This is a genomic window from Streptomyces sp. NBC_01197 (genome assembly GCF_036010505.1).
In the GTDB taxonomy this organism is placed as follows: Bacteria; Actinomycetota; Actinomycetes; order Streptomycetales; family Streptomycetaceae; genus Streptomyces.
Window position 1 is genome coordinate 2,482,566 of the sequence record NZ_CP108569.1, and the last position, 19,844, is coordinate 2,502,409.

Sequence of the window (19,844 nt, forward strand, 5' to 3'; positions counted from 1 at the left end):
CCAGAGCCAAAGGGAAACGAACGAACATGACCACCGACACCCCCCTGCTCGAAGTCACCGGCCTGACCAAGTACTTCCCGGTGATGGGCGGATTCCCGTTCAAGCGCAAGGTCGCGGACGTCCAAGCGGTCGACGGCCTCGACTTCGCCGTCCACCAGGGCGAGTCGCTCGGCCTGGTGGGCGAGTCCGGCTGCGGCAAGTCCACCACCGGACGGCTGATAACCCGGCTGATGGAGCCGACGGCCGGCAAGATCACGTACCAGGGCCAGGACATCACGCACGCCTCCCGCAAGGAACTGGCGCCGGTCCGCTCCGAGATCCAGATGATCTTCCAGGACCCCTACTCGTCGCTCAACCCCCGTCAGACCGTCGGCAAGATCGTCGGTGGTCCGATGGAGGTCAACAACATCAATCCCAAGGGCGGCCGGGAGCACCGGATCCGTGAGCTCCTGGAGATCGTGGGTCTCAACCCGGAGCACTACAACCGCTTCCCGCACGAGTTCTCCGGCGGCCAGCGCCAGCGCATCGGCGTCGCCCGCGCCCTCGCCCTGGAGCCGAAGCTCATCGTCGCGGACGAGCCGGTCTCCGCACTCGACGTCTCCATCCAGGCCCAGGTCGTCAACCTCCTTCAGAAGCTCCAGAAGGAGATGGGGATCTCCTTCCTCTTCATCGCCCACGACCTGGCGATCGTCCGGCACTTCTCGCACCGCGTCGCCGTCATGTACCTCGGCAAGATCGTCGAGATCGCGGACCGCGAGACGCTCTACAGCGCCCCGCGGCACCCGTACACGCGGGCGCTGCTCTCCGCCGTCCCGGAGGCCACGGTCTCCGAGGAGGGCACGGAGAAGGAGGACAACCGCATCCGGCTGGTCGGTGACGTCCCGTCGCCGCTGAACCCGCCGAGCGGCTGCCGGTTCCGTACGCGCTGCTGGAAGGCGACGGAGAAGTGCGCCACCGACGAGCCGCCGCTCGTCCAGCTGACGGACAGCAAGCCCGGTCACCTGACGGCGTGCCACTTCCCCGAGGAGCCCACGGTCGCGGCCTGACCCTCTGCGCCCGGCTCGAACTCCGGTCCTGGCCGCTCCGACAGCGCCCCGTACCCACCGTGCGGGGCGCTGTGCTGTCCTGTGCTGCCGCCGCAGGGGCACTTGACGCCCTCACAAGCCGCACGGGTATCGCATCCCAACAGAGAGGGCTCAGGCCCCGCAAGCGCTCTGTGTTCCCGGTGATCCGATGACCGCTCACGCCGGGGCCGAAGCTGCCTGGACGTCGCTCTCGCTACCCTTCGCGTATGGACCGGCTTCCGGCGGTACGGGAAGGCGGTGGGCCAGGTGCGCCGACTGCGTCTCGGCGGTCGGTACGGCGACGGGCGGAGGCGGTAATGGGTGCGACAGCCGGCTGTGGGCGGGTCCTGCTGGTGGACGACGACATCTCGATCCGGCGGTCGCTGGGGCGCGGTCTGCGGTTGAACGGATTCACCGTCGACCTGGCGGACGGTGGCCGGAGCGCGCTGGCCAAGGTGGCGGACGAGACTCCGGATGTCGTGGTCCTGGACATCTCGATGCCCGGCCTCGACGGCATCGAGGTCTGCCGGCACCTGCGGACCGCCGGCAACGACATACCGGTGCTGATGCTCTCCGCCCTCGACGAGGTGGCGGACCGGGTGGCGGGGCTTCAGGCGGGCGGAGACGACTACCTCGTCAAGCCGTTCGCCCTGGATGAACTGGTACTGCGACTGCACGCGCTGCTTCGCCGCCGGCCGCCTGGCGCCACCGACTCCGTACGCGTCGGTGGCCTGCTGCTCGATGCCGCCGCGCGCACCGCCAGTCTGGACGGCAGGCCGGTGGAGCTGACCCGGCGAGAGTTCGGACTGCTCGAAGTCCTGGCCCGTAACGCCGGTCTGGTCCTCTCCCGCGAACAGCTGCTGGACCGGGTGTGGGGCTACGACTTCGAGATCCGCAACGACGCGGTGGACACCTTCGTCAGCTATCTGCGCCGCAAGCTGGAAGCGAACGCACGCCCTCGCATCGTGCACACCGTGCGTGGCGTGGGCTTCGTACTGCGTGATGACGAGAGCGTCGGGGGCAGCGGGAAGAGGAACGGGTCATGAGGTTGTCCACCCGGATCGCGATCGTGGTGGGGGCTGTGGTGCCGCTCCTGGTGGGGGCAGCGGGCTGGGCACTGGTGGGCCTGGTCGGCAGGGATCTGCACACGCAGGCCGACCGCCGGCTCGGTGAGCGGGCGCACAGCGTCGCGTCGGCTGCACGCGGTCTGCTCCGCGCCACCTCCAAGGACCGTCCGCGCGCCGAACAGGCCCGCCAGCACGCGCTATTCACCTCGGCGCTGGACATCGGTATCCGCCTGACCGGCCCGGACGGCACCGTCGTGGACGGTCCGCAACCCGGCCCCGCCGTGCGTCTGCCGGCCCCGACAGGCCATCCCGTCACAGTCCGTTCCCACGGCAGGACATGGCGCGCGCTGACGGTCCCGGTGGCCGACCCCCAGGACGGCGTCCGCGGAACACTGTGGCTCTTCTCGCCCGAAGCCGCGAGCCAGGGACAGCTCCAGCTCGTACGCAGCCGGGTCATCACCGTCTCGCTGCTCGCCGCACCGCTCTCCGCGGCCCTGGCGTGGGCGCTGGCTGCCGGAGCCACGCGACCGCTGCGGCGCCTGCAGCAGCGCACCAGCGGCCTGGACCCGCATACCAGTGCGGCCCGCCTGGAACACACGCCGACCCGGATCACCGAGGTCGACGATCTCGCGCGCACGCTGCAGACGTTTCTCGCACGCTACGACGAACAGGCGGCCCGCACCGCGGAGGCCCTGGCCACAGCGCGTTCGTTCTCCGCCGCCGCGTCCCACGAGCTCCGGACCCCGCTGATGAGCATGCAGACCAACCTCGACATCCTCGACGCCTTCCAGCACCTCGATCCCGCCGACCGTGCCGAGACCGTGGCGGATCTCCGGCGGGGGCACGCACGGTTGCTGGGGCTGCTGTTGATGCTGCGGGCTCTCGCTCAGGGAGACCTGGTCGAGGCGGACGCGTTCACGCCCGTCGACCTGGCCGAGCTCACCGACGCGGCCGTGTCCGACCTGCGCCGCACACATCCCGATGCGGATGTGACGTGCGAGAGCGGTCCGGGCCTGACGGTGCAGGGATGGCAGCCCGGGCTGCGTTCGCTGCTGGACAACCTGCTCGCCAACAGCCTGGCGCACGGCCGGTCCGCGGACGGCAGCGCACACGTGGCCGTGGCGCTGCGGGCAGCCGGTGACAGCGGCGCCCCGACGGTCGTTCTCACGGTGGACGACCAGGGGCCCGGCGTACCGCCCGAGCAGCGGAAGGCGATCTTCCAGCGCTTCCACCGGCGCTCCGACAGCCCGGGGTCGGGTCTGGGCCTGACGTTGGTCGCCCAGCAGATCGACCTGCACCACGGGGGTCTTCAGGTGCTGGACGGTCCCGCCGGCCGCGGGGCCCGGTTCGAGATCACCTTCTCCCTCGCCCGCCCCGATGGGCCCGGCGCGGTGGTGCCGCAGCGCCGGGACTGGCTGACGGACAGCACCATGGCGAGAGCCCGAGCGGGGTCCGCGTCACGGCCCCCGGCCTGAGACCTACCGCCACGCCCCTGGGGATCCACGGGCTGTGCCGGGTCTCCGGCCGGCAGCTGACCGGCTCACAAAGAAACCACAAGAACGGTTCCTACCTTCGCTCTCACGCAGCCCGCCGCTGTGTCCCACACCTGGGGCGGGCTCAGCCATATCCGGGCAGTTGAAGAGAGTGGAGCGATCTCATGCAGCGTCGCACAGCGACCATGACCGCGGCCTTCGCCGGCCTCGTCCTCGCCGCGACAGCAGCCGCGGCGCCCTCGTACGCCGCCGACGGCGCGGCCCCCGCCAAGACGGGATCCACCGCCGCGCACGCCAACGGCCCCAAGGATGACGGGGCGAAGAAGCTCTGCCGTCGGGTCCCCCGGCTGGAGAAGCGGATTGACAAGCGGATCAAGCGGATGGAGGGCACCGTCGGTACCCGCGGTTCCATCACGTACCTGGAGCAGCGCATCACCGACGCCAAGAAGGACAACCACACAGCCATCGCCAAGCTTCTCGGCGACCGCCTCGCCACCCGCGAGGGCCTTCTGACGACCCTCAAGGGGAAGCAGCCCGACCTGAAGTCCGTCGCCACCTGGTGCGCGGCGAACAACGGCGGCGCGAAGGACAAGGCGGCGCCCGCCGCATGAACCGCCGACGTCTGTCCGTACTGGTGACGGCTGCCGCCGTCGCGGTGCCGCTCCTGGCCACCACGGCCTGCTCGTCCGCCACCACACCGGGCAAGGCTGCCCCAGCCGCCTCCAGCAGCAGTTCCCCGGCCTCTGGGGACCAGCTCCCGCAGATGCGCAAGAAGGTCGACGACGCCGAGCACGCCGCCGCTTCGGCCGACGCCAACGGCGACGCCGACAACTCCGGGAACTGACACCTGCCGCTCCCCCGCACACGACGACGGCCTGCGTGCCCCAACGGGGTCACCCGGGCCGTCGTCACGCCCGGGTGCCACTCTGGCTACCCTTCGCGTATGGACTACGCGAAGATGCGCGCGATCGCCGAGGATCTCACCGCCTACGCCGAGCGGCTTGAGGGGTCGTGGAATGTCGAGATCGGCCCAAGCGGGCCGTTCCTCGCCATGATGAGTCCGTCGAAGCGCCATGAGGGCACGGTCCGCCGCATCCGCAATCAGCTCAATGAGCAGCTCCCCGCCACTCATCCCGGCTACATCTGCGAAAACGGGCCGGAGATCGAACACCCCGAGATCGGCCGTATGCGGCGCCCGGACGCCCTCGTCATCCCCGAGGACGTACTGGACGAAGCAGGTCTCGCCGTCGACGCCACTCAGGTCCTGGCCGTCATCGAGATCGTCTCGCCGTCCAACCCGGAGAACGCCTACGGTGAGAAGCTCACCGAGTACCAGGCCATGGGGATCGGGCTGTACATGATCGTCGATCCCCGCACCGGAACGATCGAAGTTCACTCCGACCCCTGCGGGGACCGGTACCGGCAGAAGGCCCCGTACATCTTCGGCGACACCGTGGCGCTCGGCCCGTGGTCCGTGGAGACCAGTGGTTTCCGGCGGTACGGGAAGCCCGGCGATCAGATGCCTTGATCAGCCGCCCGGTGGGGGGCCGCCCGACGACGAACGCCCGGCCCCCCACCAGTAGTAGCGGTGGAGGGCCGGGCGAGGTCCGGAACCAGGGGCTGGTCCGGGGAGGCGTCAGCGCTTGGCGCGTGAGGCGCTGCGGCCGCGCTCCTTCTGGTCCAGGACGACCTTGCGGATACGCACGGTCTCCGGGGTCACCTCGATGCACTCGTCGTCGCGGCAGAACTCCAGCGACTGCTCCAGCGACAGCTTCCTGGCCGGCACCACGTTCTCCGTGGTGTCCGCGGAGGCGGCACGCATGTTGGTGAGCTTCTTCTCCTTGGTGATGTTCACGTCCATGTCGTCGGCACGCGAGTTCTCACCGATGATCATGCCCTCGTAGACCTCCGTGGTGGCCTCCGTGAAGATGACACCGCGCTCCTGGAGGTTGACCATCGCGAACGGCGTCACGACGCCCGCGCGGTCCGCGACCAGCGAACCGTTGTGGCGGGTGCGCAGGTCACCGAACCACGGCTCGTGGCCCTCGAAGATCGAGTGCGCGATGCCGGTGCCGCGGGTCTGCGTGAGGAACTCCGTACGGAAACCGATGAGGCCGCGGGACGGCACGATCCACTCCATGCGGACCCAGCCCGAACCGTGGTTCGTCATGGTCTCCATACGGCCCTTGCGGGTCGCCATCAGCTGGGTGATGGCGCCGAGGTGCTCCTCGGGCGAGTCGATCGTCATGCGCTCGATCGGCTCGTGCGTCTTGCCGTCGATCTGCTTGGTGACGACCTCGGGCTTGCCGACGGTCAGCTCGAAGCCCTCGCGGCGCATCTGCTCGACCAGGATGGCGAGCGCGAGCTCACCACGGCCCTGGACCTCCCAGGCGTCGGGACGCTCGGTGTCCAGGACGCGGAGCGAGACGTTACCGACCAGCTCGCGGTCCAGACGGTCCTTGATCTGCCGGGCGGTGACCTTGTGGCCCTTGCCGCCCTTGCCGACCAGCGGCGAGGTGTTCGCACCGATGGTCATCGAGATGGCCGGCTCGTCCACCGTGATCAGCGGCAGCGCGATCGGGTTCTCCGTGTCGGCCAGCGTCTCGCCGATCATGATGTCCGGGATACCGGCGATGGCGCAGATGTCGCCCGGGCCCGCCTTCTCGGCCGGCTTGCGGGTGAGCGCCTCGGTCATCAGCAGCTCGGTGATGCGGACGTTGGACTGCGTGCCGTCGCGCTTGATCCAGGTGACCGTCTGGCCCTTGCGCAGCTCGCCCTGCTCGACGCGGCAGAGCGCGATACGGCCGAGGAAGTTGTCCGCGTCGAGGTTGGTGACGTGCGCCTGGAGCGGGGCGTCCTCGTCGTACTCCGGCGCCGGGACGGAGGAGAGGATCGTGGAGAAGAACGGCTCCAGGTTGTCGCTGTCCTGCGGGACGGTGCCGTCCTCGGGCTTGGTCAGCGAGGCGACGCCGTCACGGGCGCACGCGTAGACGATCGGGAACTCGATCTGGTCCTCGTCGGCGTCCAGGTCCAGGAAGAGGTCGTACGTCTCGTTGACGATCTCGTCGATCCGGGAGTCCGGGCGGTCCGTCTTGTTCACGCAGAGGATGACCGGCAGCTTGGCGTCCAGGGCCTTGCGGAGCACGAAGCGGGTCTGCGGCAGCGGTCCCTCGGAGGCGTCGACGAGGAGAACGACCGCGTCCACCATCGAGAGACCGCGCTCGACCTCACCGCCGAAGTCGGCGTGGCCGGGGGTGTCGATGATGTTGATCGTGATGACGTCGCCGCCATCCTTGGGGTGGTACTTCACGGCCGTGTTCTTGGCCAGGATCGTGATGCCCTTCTCACGCTCCAGGTCGTTCGAGTCCATCATGCGGTCGTCGAGGTGCTCGGCGGCGTGCGCGGCGAAGGCGCCGGCCTGCTTGAGCATGGCGTCGACCAGGGTGGTCTTGCCGTGGTCGACGTGGGCGACGATGGCTACGTTACGGATGTCGTGGCGCGTGGGCATGGGTGGCTTGCGCTTCTCTCAGCTCGTGGGATGCGGCGTCTGTCCTGGTACGCCCGCCGGGCGGACGCGCCACGGCCAGTCCCATGGTACGGGGCCTGCGCGCCTGGGGCTTCCCGGGCGACGGTTACCGGCCCCCGGCCCTTGCGTACCAAGGGTCGTGCGGGGGCGGGACTGGTCTCGCGGGCCGGCCTGCGGCGCGGGACACCAGCTTGCCCGCCGACAGGGCCGGCGGGCAAGTGGAGGTGTCAGGTCCGGTTCCCGGCCAGGACCCGCGATCACCGTCACGACCTGCGGTGACGCGGAATCACCGGGTGGAATACGGGATCGGTTCCGGTAGGTGCTCAGGACCTCTTGGCGGACTTCAGGAAGCCGATGTCCTGGTAGACGGGGGTGGCGAAACCGAAGGCTCCGGCGTTCGCGAGACCCCGCTTCGCCGCGACGAGTTCCGGGCGCTGATAGAGCGGAATCGATCCTGCGGTGGCCCAGATATGGGCGTCGGCCTGCTTCACCAGGTCCCGGGCGGCCTTCTCGTTCAGCTCGCCGGACGCGCGGTCGAAGAGCTGGTCGGTGCGCTCGGTACCGACCCGGGTGTAGTTCTGGTCGACCATGAGCGAGCCGTCGGACGCGACAGCCGGCTTGGCGTAGATCGGCCGGGCGTCGGTGGCCGGGTAGGCGGTGGCGGGCCAGGAGTAGAGGGCCAGGTCGTAGTCGCCGGACGCGATGTGGTCCTTGAAGTAACCGGCGCTGTCGACCTTGCTGACCACCGTACGGATACCCACCGCGTCCAGCTCCTGTGTGATCTTGGCGCCGACGCTGTTGATCACCTCCGAGCCGGGTCCCGACGGCAGCACGAAGCGCAGGGTCAGCGGCTTGCCGTTCTTGCCGAGCGCGGCGGCGGGTGCGGCGGCGGCCGGAGCCGCGGTGCCCTTGGGGGCGTACGCGCCCGCCACCTGGTGCTTCTCGTCGCCGTTCGCGGCACCGGACTTCGAGTCGCCGCCGGCCTTCGAGTCGTCGAGAGAGCCGGCCGCGGGCTGCCCGGCCGCTTCGGGCTTCGTGGCCGCGTCCGGCTTCGCGGACTCCTGCGGCTTCGCGGACTCCTGCGGCTTCGCGGACTCCTGCGGCTTCGCGGACTCCTGCGGCTTGCCCGAGGCCTCCGGCTTGCCGGACTCCGCGGGCTTGCCCGAAGCGTCGGGCTTGCTGCCCGCCTTGGTGCCCTGGTCGGTCTCGCGCGCGCCCTTGGCCGTCCAGCCCGCGTCGGCCAGCAGCGCCTGGGCCTGCCGGGGGTCATGGCCGCCGACGGCCCCGCTGTTGTCCGCGTAGTCCTCCTGGCCCGCCAGCGCCAGATGGCTGCCGGGCGGCAGGGCGGGCAGCCCGAGCGGCTTCAGTACGTCGGACGCGATCTCCTTGCGGTCCAGCGCCCTGGCGACCGCCCGGCGCACCCGCTCGTCCTGGAGCGGTCCTGAGCTGCCGTTCATGGCCAGCTGGGTGAAGGCCGGCTCCAGGGACTTGCGGACCACATAGCCGTGCAGGGCCGCCTGCTGCCGCGCGTACTCCTGGCGGTCCTTGCGGGTCTGCTCGGCGGCCCGGCTCGCGGCCTCCTGGACCTCCGGGCCGTCCGCGCCGTGCGCCGCCGCCCAGTTCAGCAGGGCGTCGGCGGGCTGCACATCGCTGCCGGGGCCGTGGGTCAGCGGCTGCCCGTTGCTCCCGTCCTTGCCCGCGAGGGTGATCCGCCCTGCGGCCTGTCCGTCGACGTCCGCCAGGTCAACGGAGCCCGCCGTGAGGGCCGCGGTGCGCTCCCCGGCCGGTACGGCGGTCAGGACGAGCGAGTCGAGCTTGGCCTCCTGTCCCCACCAGTGCGGGTTGCGGACGAGCTTGATCTGCTTGGCATCCCCGTCGACGCTCTTGATGCCGAACGGCCCCGCCGTCGCCGCGAGCGCCTTGCGCGCCCCGTCGTTGAAGGTGTCCGGGGTGCTCATGACCTCCTTCGGATACAGCGGCGTGAAGAGCGAACGCCAGTCCGCATACGGCTTGTTGAAGGTGACCTGGACCTCCAGGTCGTTCTTGCCCTTCTCGATCTTCTCGATCCGGTCGTACCCGGCGTTGCGCGCGGTCCAGAACCCCGAGTCCCTGCCGCTGAGCGCCCGCCACTGGGCCACGAAGTCGGGCGCCCCGATCTCCCGGCCGTTGCTCCAGACCGCCTTCTGGTTGATCCGGTAGCGGACCACCTGCTTCGGCTCCTTCTTGATGACGTCGGCCGACTCCAGGTAGTCGCCGTTGAGCTTCGGCCGCCCCGAGCGGTCGAGCGTGAACAGCGAGGGCAGCGTCGCGCCCGCGATCCGTGAGGTGGTCGCGTCGGCGTCGGCCTGGAAGGTGTTCAGCGTGGCGGGCATCGCGTCGACCGCCCAGCGCACGGTGCCGCCGTCGGCGACCCGGGCCCGCGACGCCGTCGCGATGTCCGGCGCCACCGCCTTCGCGTCGCCGCTGTGCTCATCACTCGAACCGCACCCGGCCAGCACGGGCAGCGCGAGTACACCGGTAGCGAGGAGCGCGACGCTGCGACGCTTCGCTCTCCCGTGTGGGACGCCGACGTGGGACATGGCTGATACCTCCGGGGCCGACCCCGCTCAGTCCTGCTGGGAATGAGCGCGAATCTTCGGGTTTGGTGGCATTTCATGTTGATCACACCTATGACCCCTTCACTGAAGGGGAGGCCCGGCGCCGTCCGTGGGAGACACGGCGGGGCGCCGCGCGAACCCCACCCGTGCGGAGCAATGCGGGCGCTCGCACGCACCGCGCGGGCGGGTCAATGGGGGCGCTCGCACGCGCCGCGCGCCGCCGGGCGCACCCGCGACTCCGGCGGATCCGTCCGTATCCCTTCACAAGCGGGATGTGACGCGCGACACTCTCCGACGCGCGATCGTTTGCCGTCCGCACCGGCGGAAGTGAGGCAAGTCATGCCCCTGCACGATGATTTGACCGCTGCTCAGCGCTCTCTCGATGAGCTGGTTCGCTCGCTCGGCCTGCTGGAGGAGCGGCTCGGCAGCGGCCTGGAGGTCCGCCGGGTCCGTACGGACGCCGGCCATCTGCGCGAGAGCCTCGCCCTGCTGCGTGCAGCCGTACCGGCCGCGTACCCTGCGGCCGGCCCCGATCTGGTCACCATCTCCGACGCCCCGTACGACGCTGCCCTCTGGTCGTCCGCCGCGTCCTCCGCGGCCGGCGACTACGTGGACGACGAGGGGATCGGCGCTCGCGACCGGCACGCCCCCTGACCCCAGATCGGCCGACGAAGTGGAGTCCCCGTTGGCAACAGGTACGGAACCCCGGCCCAGTCCCGGCACGGGCGTGCACGACGCATCGCGCGCCGCCATCGCCGCCCGCCATCTGCGGACCGACCGCTGGTGGCTCTCGCCCGCGGCCACCGCCGCGGGACTGCTCGCCTTCGTCGTCTACTCGACCTGGCGGGCCTTCGCGAACGCCGACTACTACACGGCGCCCTACGTCTCACCCTTCTACTCCCCCTGCCTGGCGCAGAAGTGCGTGCCCATGCGGCACGGACCTGACTGGGACCTCTTCGGCAGCTGGTGGGGGATCTCCCCCGCCATCCTGATCCTGATCTTCCCACTGGGTTTCCGGCTGACCTGCTACTACTACCGCAAGGCCTACTACCGGGGCTTCTGGGCCTCCCCGCCGGCCTGCGCGGTCGCCGAACCGCACAAGAAGTACAGCGGCGAGACCCGCTTCCCGCTGATCATGCAGAACATCCACCGGTACTTCTTCTACGCGGCCGTGGTCATCGCCGGGATCCTGACGTACGACACGGTGCTGACCTTCCGCGACGAGCGGTACCACTGGGGCCATATGGGCCTCGGCTCCGTGGTCTTCCTGGTCAACGCCGCGCTGATCTGGGCGTACACCGCCTCCTGCCACTCCTGCCGGCACATCGTGGGCGGCCGGCTGAAGCACTTCTCCCGGCATCCGGTGCGCTACCGGCTCTGGGGCTGGGTCAGCACGCTGAACGCCCGTCATATGCAGCTCGCCTGGGCTTCGCTGGTCAGCATCGCGGTCGCCGACTTCTACGTCTATCTGGTCGCTTCCGGTGTCTTCGACGATCCGAGGTTCTTCTAGATGAGGTTTTTTGGATGACGACTCAGCTCGACCGGCAGCAGTGGGACGTCGTGGTCGTGGGCGCGGGCGGCGCCGGGCTGCGCGCCGCCATCGCCGCCCGCGAACAGGGCGCCAGGACGGCCGTGATCTGCAAGTCGCTCTTCGGCAAGGCCCATACGGTCATGGCCGAGGGTGGGATCGCGGCCTCCATGGGCAATGTGAACTCGGGCGACAACTGGCAGGTGCACTTCCGCGACACCCTGCGCGGCGGGAAGTTCCTCAACCAGTGGCGGATGGCCGAGCTGCACGCCCAGGAGGCCCCGGACCGGGTCTGGGAGCTGGAGACCTGGGGCGCGCTCTTCGACCGCACACCCGAGGGAAAGATCTCCCAGCGCAACTTCGGCGGCCACGAGTACCCGCGCCTCGCCCATGTCGGCGACCGTACCGGCCTGGAGCTCATCCGCACCCTCCAGCAGAGGATCGTCTCGCTCCAGCAGGAGGACGAGCGCGAATTCGGCGACCCCGAGGCGCGGTTGAAGGTCTTCCAGGAGTGCACGGTCACCCGGATCCTCACCTCGGCGCCGGATGACACCTCTCCCACGACGGCCGCCTCCACGACCGCGCCCGACGGCGCCTCCGCCACGGGCGAGCGGGTCGCGGGCACCTTCTGCTACCAGCGCGAGTCGGGCCGGTTCTTCGTCCTGGAAGCGCCCAGCGTGGTCCTCGCCACCGGTGGCATCGGCAAGTCGTTCAAGGTCACATCGAACTCCTGGGAGTACACCGGCGACGGCCACGCGCTGGCGCTGCTCGCGGGCGCACCGCTGCTGAACATGGAGTTCGTGCAGTTCCACCCGACCGGGATGATCTGGCCGCCTTCGGTGAAGGGGCTGCTCGTCACCGAGTCGGTGCGCGGCGACGGCGGGGTGCTCCGCAACAGCGAGGGCAAGCGGTTCATGTTCGACTACATCCCCGATGTCTTCAAGGAGAAGTACGCGGAGTCCGAGGAGGAGGGCGACCGCTGGTACGAGGACCCGGACGGCAACCGCCGCCCGCCCGAGCTGCTGCCGCGCGACGAGGTGGCCCGCGCCATCAACTCCGAGGTCAAGGCGGGCCGCGGCTCACCGCACGGCGGCGTCTACCTCGATGTGTCGACGCGGATGTCCGCCGAGGTCATCAAACGCCGACTGCCTTCGATGTACCACCAGTTCAGGGAGCTGGCCGATGTCGACATCACCGCGGAGGCGATGGAGGTCGGTCCGACCTGCCACTACGTGATGGGCGGTATAGCGGTCGACTCGGAGACCGCGGCCGCGCTCGGTGTGCCGGGGCTCTACGCGGCGGGCGAGGTCGCGGGCGGGATGCACGGCTCCAACAGGCTCGGCGGGAACTCCCTCTCCGACCTGCTGGTCTTCGGCCGCCGCGCCGGGCTGCACGCGGCACGCCACTCGGCGTCGCTCACCGTACGGCCGCAGATCGACGAGGACCGGATCGACGCGGCGGCCGCCGAGGCGCTGCGGCCCTTCAGCGCCGAAAGCCCGGACACCGGGAACGGGCCCGGCCCAGCGGCGGCGGAGAATCCGTACACCCTCCACCAGGAACTCCAGCAGACGATGAACGATCTGGTCGGCATCATCCGCCGCGAGGCAGAGATGGAGCAGGCCCTGGAGAAGCTGGCGGCGCTGCGGGTACGGGCCCGCCGGGCCGGGGTCGAGGGGCACCGGCAGTTCAACCCGGGCTGGCACCTCGCGCTGGACCTGCGGAACATGCTGCTGGTCAGCGAGTGCATCGCGCGCGCCGCGCTGGAGCGGACCGAGAGCCGCGGCGGGCACACCCGCGAGGACTGTCCCGACATGGAGCGCGGCTGGCGCGGGATCAATCTGCTCTGCCGGCTGGCCGGCCCGGCGGGGGCCGATCCGGTCCCGGCCGAGCCGGACACGGGCCAGATCGTGCTGGTCCGCAAGCAGACCGTGCCGATCCGTCAGGACCTGCTCGCCCTCTTCGAGCGGGACGAGCTGGTCAAGTACCTCGCCGAAGAGGAGTTGTACGAGTGAGTTCGTACGAAGCACGCTTCAGGGTCTGGCGCGGGGACCCGGACGGCGGGGAGCTGCGGGACTTCACCGTCGAGGTGAACGACGGCGAGGTGGTCCTCGACATCATCCACCGCATCCAGGCGACCCAGGCCTCCGATCTGGCGGTGCGCTGGAACTGCAAGGCCGGCAAGTGCGGTTCGTGCAGCGCGGAGGTCAACGGGCGGCCGCGGCTCATGTGTATGACGCGGATGTCGGTCTTCGCACGGACGGACACCATCACGGTGACCCCGTTGCGGGCCTTCCCGGTCGTCCGGGACCTGGTGACGGATGTGTCCTTCAACTACGCGAAGGCCCGGGAGGTGCCGGCGTTCGTTCCGCCGGAGGGGGTGAAGCCGGGCGAGTACCGGATGCAGCAGGTGGATGTGGAGCGCTCGCAGGAGTTCCGCAAGTGCATCGAGTGCTTCCTCTGCCAGGACACCTGCCATGTGGTGCGCGACCACGAGGAGAACAAGGCGGCCTTCGCCGGTCCGCGGTTCCTGATGCGGGTGGCCGAGCTGGACATGCACCCGCTGGACGCCGCGGCCGAAGCGGGGCTCGACCGGAAGCGGACCGCGCAGGAGGAGCACGGCCTGGGTTACTGCAACATCACCAAGTGCTGCACGGATGTCTGCCCGGAGGGCATCAAGATCACCGACAACGCGCTGATCCCGCTCAAGGAGCGGGCCGTCGACCGGAAGTACGACCCGCTGGTCTGGCTGGGGAACAAGATCGGCCGCCGCCGCGAGTGAGCCGGGCCGAACCGGGGCCGGCGTCCCCGCCCGGCCCCGCTCCGGCACCCTCAGTTCCAGCCCTTCCGGTACGCCGTCCAGTCGGCCTCCGTCGCTGCGAAGTCCACGTACAGCGCGACTCCGAAGTGCTCCCGGTCGCGGTCCTGCCTGCCGAGCGCGAGCCGCACCCCGCGCACCGCTGCCGCGACCGTCTCCGCGGACGCCAGATGACCGGGCTTGGTCTCGTGGTAGAAGGGCAGCCCCATCAGCAAGTCGGTTGCTTCCGGGGTGACTTCGAGAGCCAGCGTGGTCTGCTCGGCGACATAGCCGCCGTACAGGCTCTGGAGCGGCAGCGCGGTGTCGTACGACATGACGGCGATCTGGTCCACCCGGCGGGCCACCTCGCCGAAGAACTTCTGCGACCAGTACTTGGGATGCCCGGTGAGCGCGCCCGCGACGGTGTGCAGGGCGGGCAGCGGGTCTATCTGGTGGGAGGCCACCGAGAGCAGGACACCCCGGGCCCTGGTGAGAGCGCGCAGCCGGTCGAGGAGCGCCAGATAGTCACGGTCGCCCGAGTGCAGCGGCTCCAGGTCGAAGTGCGTCCCCTCGAACCCCGCGTCGATGACCCCGCGCGCGGAATCCACGATCGCGCTGCGGGACGCGGCCCGGGTGAGGTCGAGTCCTTCCGGGCTCTCGGTGGCCAGCTGGTCGCCGAGCCAGGCCTGGACCCGTACGCCGGGGAGCTCGCGGTGTACGGCGCCGATGAGCCACTTGGCCCCGGCGTAGCGGGCGGGCGGCAGGGTGCCGTCGTGCTCCAGGGGCCCGGCGTGCACGTAGAGGTCCCGCAGGCCTGTCCCCCGCAGCCGGGCCGCGAGCGCGGCCACGTCGGCGTCCTTCTTCCGGCCGTCGACCCAGGCGTGGCCCAGCCAGATGGCGTCCCGGCCGCGGGTGCGGGTGCCGTCGCGGTAGTCGCCCGCGTAGTTCGCGCGCAGGGCGATGCCCGCGGTGAGCGCGGGGATGAGGAGGAGTACGGCGACCCCGAGTGCGGTCCGCTTGAGCCAGGTGAGCCAGGTGCGGCGCGGCCCCCGCGGCGTTCGTCCGCTCCGGGGGGCCCAACTCCGGACGGCCCAACTCCGGACGGCCCAGTTCCGGCCGCCGATGTGTCGTACCTGCACCCATGCCCCCCACAAGCTCGTACGGTATGCCCCGCAGAGTAGCTGCGGTCGCGGGGCGCCCAGGACGGCCATACGCTCCCCAATGTGACGCCGCACGAGCCATCCGCACGGCCACACACTGCCGTCATCGCCACGCTGGCCGCGGTGCTCACCGTGGTGTTCCTGCTGGTGGCCCCGTCACCGGCAGCGCATGCGGCCGACCCGCCCGTCCTCTCGGCGAAGGGGCAGATCACCGACCAGGTCAACGCGCTCGGCGACCGCAGGGGCGCGGTGGCACGCGCCATCGACGCGCTGTACGAGAAGCGGCACATCCAGCTCTTCGTCGTCTACGTCAAGGACTTCTCCGGGCGGACCGCGCAGGACCGGGCACGGGCCACTGCAAGCCGCAACGGCCTCGGCCAGGACGACATCCTGCTGGCGATCGGCACGCAGGCGCGCCAGTACGCGTACACCGGGCAGAGCGGCACCACCAAGTTCACCAACGCCCAGCTGGAGGCCGTCGCCCGTAAGGCCATCGATCCGCCGCTCGCCCAGCACGACTGGGCGGGCACCGCGATCGGGGCCGCGAACGGATACAGCGCCATCGTCGCCGGGCAGCCCGTGCCCACCCCCGCCATCACTCCGGGTGCCTCCGATCCGGGCGGCCACAGCACCGTGGGCATGGGCAACGGCGCCCTGCTGGTGCCGCTCGCGCTGGTGGTCGTGGTCGGCGGCCTGGCGATCTACGCGTACACCCGCAGAAGGCGGCGCGCCGAGACCAGGACCACCCCCGCGGGCAGCGCACAGCAGCAGGGCTGGAGCGGTACCGGGGGGATCGCGCTGGCGCAGCTGGACACGGAGGCCGGGAAACTGCTGGCCGGGACGGACGACGCGGTCCGGACGAGTACGGAGGAACTCGGCTTGGCCATCGCCCGGTTCGGGGACGGGGCGGCGGAGCCGTACACGGCGGCGCTGACGTATGCCAGGACCGAGCTGGCCAGGGCGTTCCGGCTGCGCCAGCAGCTCGACGACTCGTGCCCCGAGGACGAAGCGGCCCGGCGGCAGATGCTGGAGGAACTCGTCGCGCGGTGCACGGAGGCCGGCCGGCGCCTCGACGAGGAGGCGGCGGACTTCGACCGGCTGCGCGCCCTGGAACAGGATGCCCCGCAGGCACTGGCAGCGGCGGAGACGGCCTTCCGGACGGCCGCCGCCCGCACCGGAGCAGCCGGGTCCACCCTGACCGCGCTGCGCGAGCAGTACGCCGAACCGGCGTCCGCGCCGGTCGCCGGGAACGTCGAACAGGCCAAGGACCGGCTGCTGTTCGCGACCAACGGCCTCAACCGGGCCCGGCAGGCGGTGGACACCGGGGAGTACGCGGAGGCCGCGCTGTACGTACGGGCCGCGGAGAGCGCGGTGGGCCAGGCGGCCACCCTCATCGACGCGGTCGACCGGCTGGCCGGGGAGGTGGCCGAGGCGGAGGTCCGGCTGGCCGGCGCGCTCACCGAGACGGAGGCGGACCTGACGGAGGCCCGCGCCCTGCCCGGCGCCACCGCCGCAGGGGCCGCCGGCGCCGATCTGCACAGCCGGATCGAGCGCGCGGAGACGGTCACGGCGGGGGTACGGCAGGAGCAGTCGGCGGGCCCGTACGACCCGGTCGACGCGCTGCGCCGGGTCGGGGAGGCCCACGCGTCACTGGACAAGGCGATCGGCCCCCGCCGGACCGTCGGACTCCTCGAAGCGGCCACGCTGACGGCGCGCTCCAGGACCGGTGCGGCGGCCGACTACCTCACGACCCACCGCGGCGCGATCGGCAGCCAGGCCCGCACCCGGCTGGCGGAGGCCCAGCGCCACCTGGAGGAGTCCGGCACGCTCGCCGCCACCGAGGTCCAGCGCGCCCTGGTCGGCGCCCAGCAGGCCGACTCCCTGGCCGGACAGGCCCAGTACCTGGCCGAGCAGGACGTACGGACCTACGGGACCCGGCCCGGCGGGGACCCGGGCGGCGCGCTGCTCGGCGGCATCGTCATCGGCGGGCCGCTCGGGGCGGGCGGCGCCCCGGTCCGCTTCGGCGGCGCCGGGACCCGAGGCCGGATGGGTGGCGACAGGTGATCAGGCGCGTATCTCGCCGCTCTTCACAGCGGAGACGAATGAAGCCCAGCCGCCCACGGCGAACGCGAGCACCTGTCCGTCCGGGTTCTTGCTGTCCCGGACCGGCACGACGGTGGCGCAGCCGTCGCCCACCTCGATGCAATCGCCTCCGGTCGAGTTGCTGTAACTGCTCTTACGCCACTTGGTGATGCTCAGATCGAGGGATCGCACGGCACTTCCTCCAACATGCGCAGGACGAACTTCCGCGACTCGGCCGGGGACAGCGTCAGGTCGCGCATTGCATCGTACGCACGTTGCAGGTGCTCAACCGGTCCGCATTCTTCGATGAGTTCGCCCCGATAGGCGTTTTCGACATAGGCCACGGTTCGCGAGTCCGGCAGTCGCAGGAACTTCACGGCGGTGCTGTCCAAGCCATGCATACCTGCACTGAAAGGCAGCACATGAAGCGTGATGTTCGGGCGCTCCATCACCTCGACCAAGTACTCCAACTGCTCTCTCCATGCGTTCACATCGCTCGGGGCGGTCCGCAGCACCACCTCGGACACGATGACGCGAAACGGAGGCGCACCCGGCCCTTCCAGCAGTTCCCGCCGCCCCATCCGCGCTTCCACCTGCTGCTTCAGCTCAGGCTCCTGAATCCCGCCCGCTGCCAGAATCGCCCGCGCATACCCGGGAGTCTGAAGCAGACCGGGCAGCACGCTCACCGCGAAGTGCCAGAGGCTGACCGCATCAGCCTCCAGGGTCATATACCTCCGGTACCGCTCCCGGAACTGCGTACGGTCCCCCGTGGCCAGCTCCCACAGAACGAGCAACAACCCTTGCGTACCGAAGTAATGGTCCAACGCCTGGACCACCTCAGGCCCGCCCAGCGTCTCCCCCTTCTCCATCTTCCCGAAGAGCGAGTGGTCCCAGCCCAGCCGCTCGCCGAGCTGCCGCAGATTGACGCCCCGCTCGGCGCGCAGTTTCCGTAACTCCTCCGCGAACCGCTGGCGCGGCTCCTGGCTGCGGCTGGTGACAAGGCGTCGCTGCGGCATGGCGCTCCTTCCGGGGCGCCCGTCCCACTCGGACGGTTCTTTCCGTAACGCCCCCACTACGCACCGTAATTCATGGCAGATGAGCCCGTCAGCGGAACCGCACAGCGAAGGCGATGAGCAGCAGCACACCCACCGCTATGCACGCGCCCCCGGCGACCGCCCACACCGCCCTCAGCCGGGGCTGACCCCGCCACCAAGCCTGCACCGTGGCCGTACTCCACGCCCACACCACGCACAGCAGCGAGGCCATCACCGCGCCCAGTACGCACACCCCGTTCCATCCCGCGTGCGAGTGAGCCGCGCCGACCAGGGCCGAGCCGAGCGCGCCGCCGACGAAGTAGCACGTCATGTACGCGGAGGTGATGCGGCCACGGGAATCCGGCCGCAGGGCGTAGATCAGCGACTGGTTGGTGATGTGTACGCCCTGGTGTGCCAGGTCGAGCAGCACGATCCCGGCGATCAGCGCGGCCAGGCTGTGCGCTCCCAGGGCCAGCAGCCCCCAGGAGCCGAGCAGCAGCAGCGCGCTCGTCACCGTGGTCAGGGTGGTACGTCCGCGGTCGGCCAGCCGGCCGGCCAGCTGGGCTGCGATCGCACCTGCCGCGCCGGCCAGGCCGAGCAGCCCGATCTCGGCGTCCGACCAGCCGTAACCGGGGCCGGACAGCAGAAAGGCGAGGGACGTCCACAGCGCGCTGAAGCAGGCGAAGGCCAGCAGGCCGATCAACGCCCGTGTCCGCAGCACCGGTTCGTCCGCCAGCAGCCGGGCGGTGGAGCGCAGCAGCTGCGGGTAGTCGAGGCCGGCCGATCCCCGGTACTGCGGGAGCGCCCGGTGGAGTGCCGCGGTCAGGACGAGCATCGCCAGGGCGGCGGCCCAGTACACCGTGCGCCAGCCGCCGACCTCGGCCAGCGCGCCGGACGCGGTGCGGGCGAGCAGCATGCCCAGGACCAGGCCGCTCATCACCGTTCCCACCGCGCGGCCGCGCTGCTCCGGGGCGGCCAGGTCGGCGGCGAACGGCACCAGGACCTGCGCCGTCACCGACAGGAGCCCGGTGAGTGCGGTGCCGGCCAGCAGCAGTACGGCGTTCGGCGCGATCGCGGTCAGCACCAGGGAGCACGCCGTCGCCAGGGTCAGGCCGCACACCAGTCGGCGGCGTTCCAGCAGGTCACCGAGCGGGAGCAGCAGGACAAGACCCAGGGCGTAGCCGATCTGGGAGACCGTCACCACGAGCGAGGCGCCGGTGGACGACAGGTGCAGATCGCGGGCGATGGTGTCCAGCAGCGGCTGGGCGTAGTAGTTGCTCGCCACGCACAGCCCCACGGCCACGGACATCAGCAGGAGCGTGCCGCGTCCCGCGCCGTCGGCGGTGTCCGTGCCCGGACGGAGGTCCGGAGTCTCTGACGGCGGCAGCGGCTGGGGGGTCGGAGAGGAGGCTGAGGAGGAGGCCACGTCCGTTTCCTTCCGGGAGTGCTCGTACGCGGGCTCTCTCGGAGCACCTGCGGAGCGGGGCGGTTCCGGCTCC

The 19,844-nt window shown here is 70.7% G+C and carries 17 protein-coding genes; 11 read left to right on the forward strand and 6 right to left on the reverse strand.

The features are described 5' to 3' along the window. Positions 1-26 precede the first annotated feature (26 nt). The 6 genes from OG452_RS11125 to OG452_RS11150 all read left to right on the forward strand — a co-directional run bounded on the left by OG452_RS11125 (position 27) and on the right by OG452_RS11150 (position 5,152). Complete coding sequence (locus OG452_RS11125) at positions 27-1,046, forward strand: ABC transporter ATP-binding protein (protein ID WP_327295455.1); 1,020 nt, start codon at positions 27-29, stop codon at positions 1,044-1,046. A 335-nt stretch (positions 1,047-1,381) separates the two neighbouring features. Next, a complete protein-coding gene (locus tag OG452_RS11130; RefSeq protein ID WP_327295456.1) occupies positions 1,382-2,110 on the forward strand; it encodes a response regulator transcription factor in 729 nt (242 codons plus the stop codon). Further along, positions 2,107-3,606, forward strand: coding sequence for a sensor histidine kinase (locus tag OG452_RS11135; RefSeq protein WP_327295457.1), 1,500 nt, complete (start codon positions 2,107-2,109; stop codon positions 3,604-3,606). The genes OG452_RS11130 and OG452_RS11135 overlap by 4 nt, the downstream gene beginning before the upstream one ends. A gap of 182 nt (positions 3,607-3,788) precedes the next feature. Continuing rightward, entirely contained in the window at positions 3,789-4,235 is a 447-nt protein-coding gene (locus tag OG452_RS11140) for a hypothetical protein (RefSeq protein WP_327295458.1), read from the forward strand. Next, entirely contained in the window at positions 4,232-4,468 is a 237-nt protein-coding gene (locus OG452_RS11145; RefSeq protein ID WP_327295459.1) for a hypothetical protein, read from the forward strand. The genes OG452_RS11140 and OG452_RS11145 overlap by 4 nt, the downstream gene beginning before the upstream one ends. A 99-nt stretch (positions 4,469-4,567) precedes the next feature. After that, positions 4,568-5,152, forward strand: coding sequence for a Uma2 family endonuclease (locus tag OG452_RS11150; protein ID WP_327295460.1), 585 nt, complete (start codon positions 4,568-4,570; stop codon positions 5,150-5,152). Positions 5,153-5,260: 108 nt separating this feature from the next. Here OG452_RS11150 and typA read toward each other — a convergent pair whose 3' ends face one another. Then, positions 5,261-7,132, reverse strand: coding sequence for a translational GTPase TypA (gene typA, locus OG452_RS11155; RefSeq protein ID WP_327295461.1), 1,872 nt, complete (start codon positions 7,130-7,132; stop codon positions 5,261-5,263). 341 nt (positions 7,133-7,473) lie between these two features. Next, positions 7,474-9,729: an ABC transporter substrate-binding protein gene (locus tag OG452_RS11160; protein WP_327295462.1), complete on the reverse strand. Its 2,256-nt coding sequence runs from the start codon at positions 9,727-9,729 to the stop codon at positions 7,474-7,476. Positions 9,730-10,086: 357 nt separating this feature from the next. Between OG452_RS11160 and OG452_RS11165 the strand changes: the two genes are divergently transcribed. Genes OG452_RS11165 through OG452_RS11180 form a run of 4 tightly spaced genes read left to right on the forward strand, consistent with a single transcriptional unit; the run spans position 10,087 to position 14,054 of the window. After that, the gene (locus tag OG452_RS11165; protein ID WP_327295463.1) at positions 10,087-10,401 is read left to right on the forward strand and encodes a hypothetical protein; all 315 of its coding nucleotides are present in this window, start codon (positions 10,087-10,089) and stop codon (positions 10,399-10,401) included. 31 nt (positions 10,402-10,432) lie between these two features. Continuing rightward, entirely contained in the window at positions 10,433-11,257 is an 825-nt protein-coding gene (locus OG452_RS11170; RefSeq protein ID WP_327295464.1) for a hypothetical protein, read from the forward strand. A 14-nt stretch (positions 11,258-11,271) separates the two neighbouring features. Beyond that, positions 11,272-13,287 carry a fumarate reductase/succinate dehydrogenase flavoprotein subunit gene (locus tag OG452_RS11175; RefSeq protein WP_327295465.1) on the forward strand — a complete coding sequence of 672 codons (2,016 nt, stop codon included), beginning with the start codon at positions 11,272-11,274 and terminating at the stop codon, positions 13,285-13,287. Then, complete coding sequence (locus tag OG452_RS11180; protein WP_327295466.1) at positions 13,284-14,054, forward strand: succinate dehydrogenase/fumarate reductase iron-sulfur subunit; 771 nt, start codon at positions 13,284-13,286, stop codon at positions 14,052-14,054. Before OG452_RS11175 ends, OG452_RS11180 begins: the two co-directional genes overlap by 4 nt. Before the next feature lie 50 nt (positions 14,055-14,104). On the opposite strand, the gene OG452_RS11185 is transcribed toward OG452_RS11180, so the two are convergent. Next, positions 14,105-15,193 carry a hypothetical protein gene (locus OG452_RS11185; protein ID WP_442810150.1) on the reverse strand — a complete coding sequence of 363 codons (1,089 nt, stop codon included), beginning with the start codon at positions 15,191-15,193 and terminating at the stop codon, positions 14,105-14,107. A gap of 99 nt (positions 15,194-15,292) precedes the next feature. On the opposite strand from OG452_RS11185, the gene OG452_RS11190 reads away from it, so the two are divergent. After that, on the forward strand, positions 15,293-17,293 hold the full coding sequence (locus OG452_RS11190; protein ID WP_327295468.1) for a TPM domain-containing protein: 2,001 nt from the start codon (positions 15,293-15,295) through the stop codon (positions 17,291-17,293). Here the strand turns inward: OG452_RS11190 and OG452_RS11195 are convergent, their stop codons facing one another. From OG452_RS11195 to OG452_RS11205, 3 genes are all read right to left on the reverse strand, one after another. Beyond that, positions 17,294-17,503, reverse strand: coding sequence for a DUF397 domain-containing protein (locus tag OG452_RS11195; protein WP_327295469.1), 210 nt, complete (start codon positions 17,501-17,503; stop codon positions 17,294-17,296). Next, positions 17,485-18,327, reverse strand: coding sequence for a helix-turn-helix domain-containing protein (locus OG452_RS11200; RefSeq protein WP_327295470.1), 843 nt, complete (start codon positions 18,325-18,327; stop codon positions 17,485-17,487). The genes OG452_RS11195 and OG452_RS11200 overlap by 19 nt, the downstream gene beginning before the upstream one ends. Positions 18,328-18,415: 88 nt before the next feature. Continuing rightward, a complete protein-coding gene (locus tag OG452_RS11205; protein ID WP_327295471.1) occupies positions 18,416-19,771 on the reverse strand; it encodes an MFS transporter in 1,356 nt (451 codons plus the stop codon). Positions 19,772-19,844 lie beyond the last annotated feature (73 nt).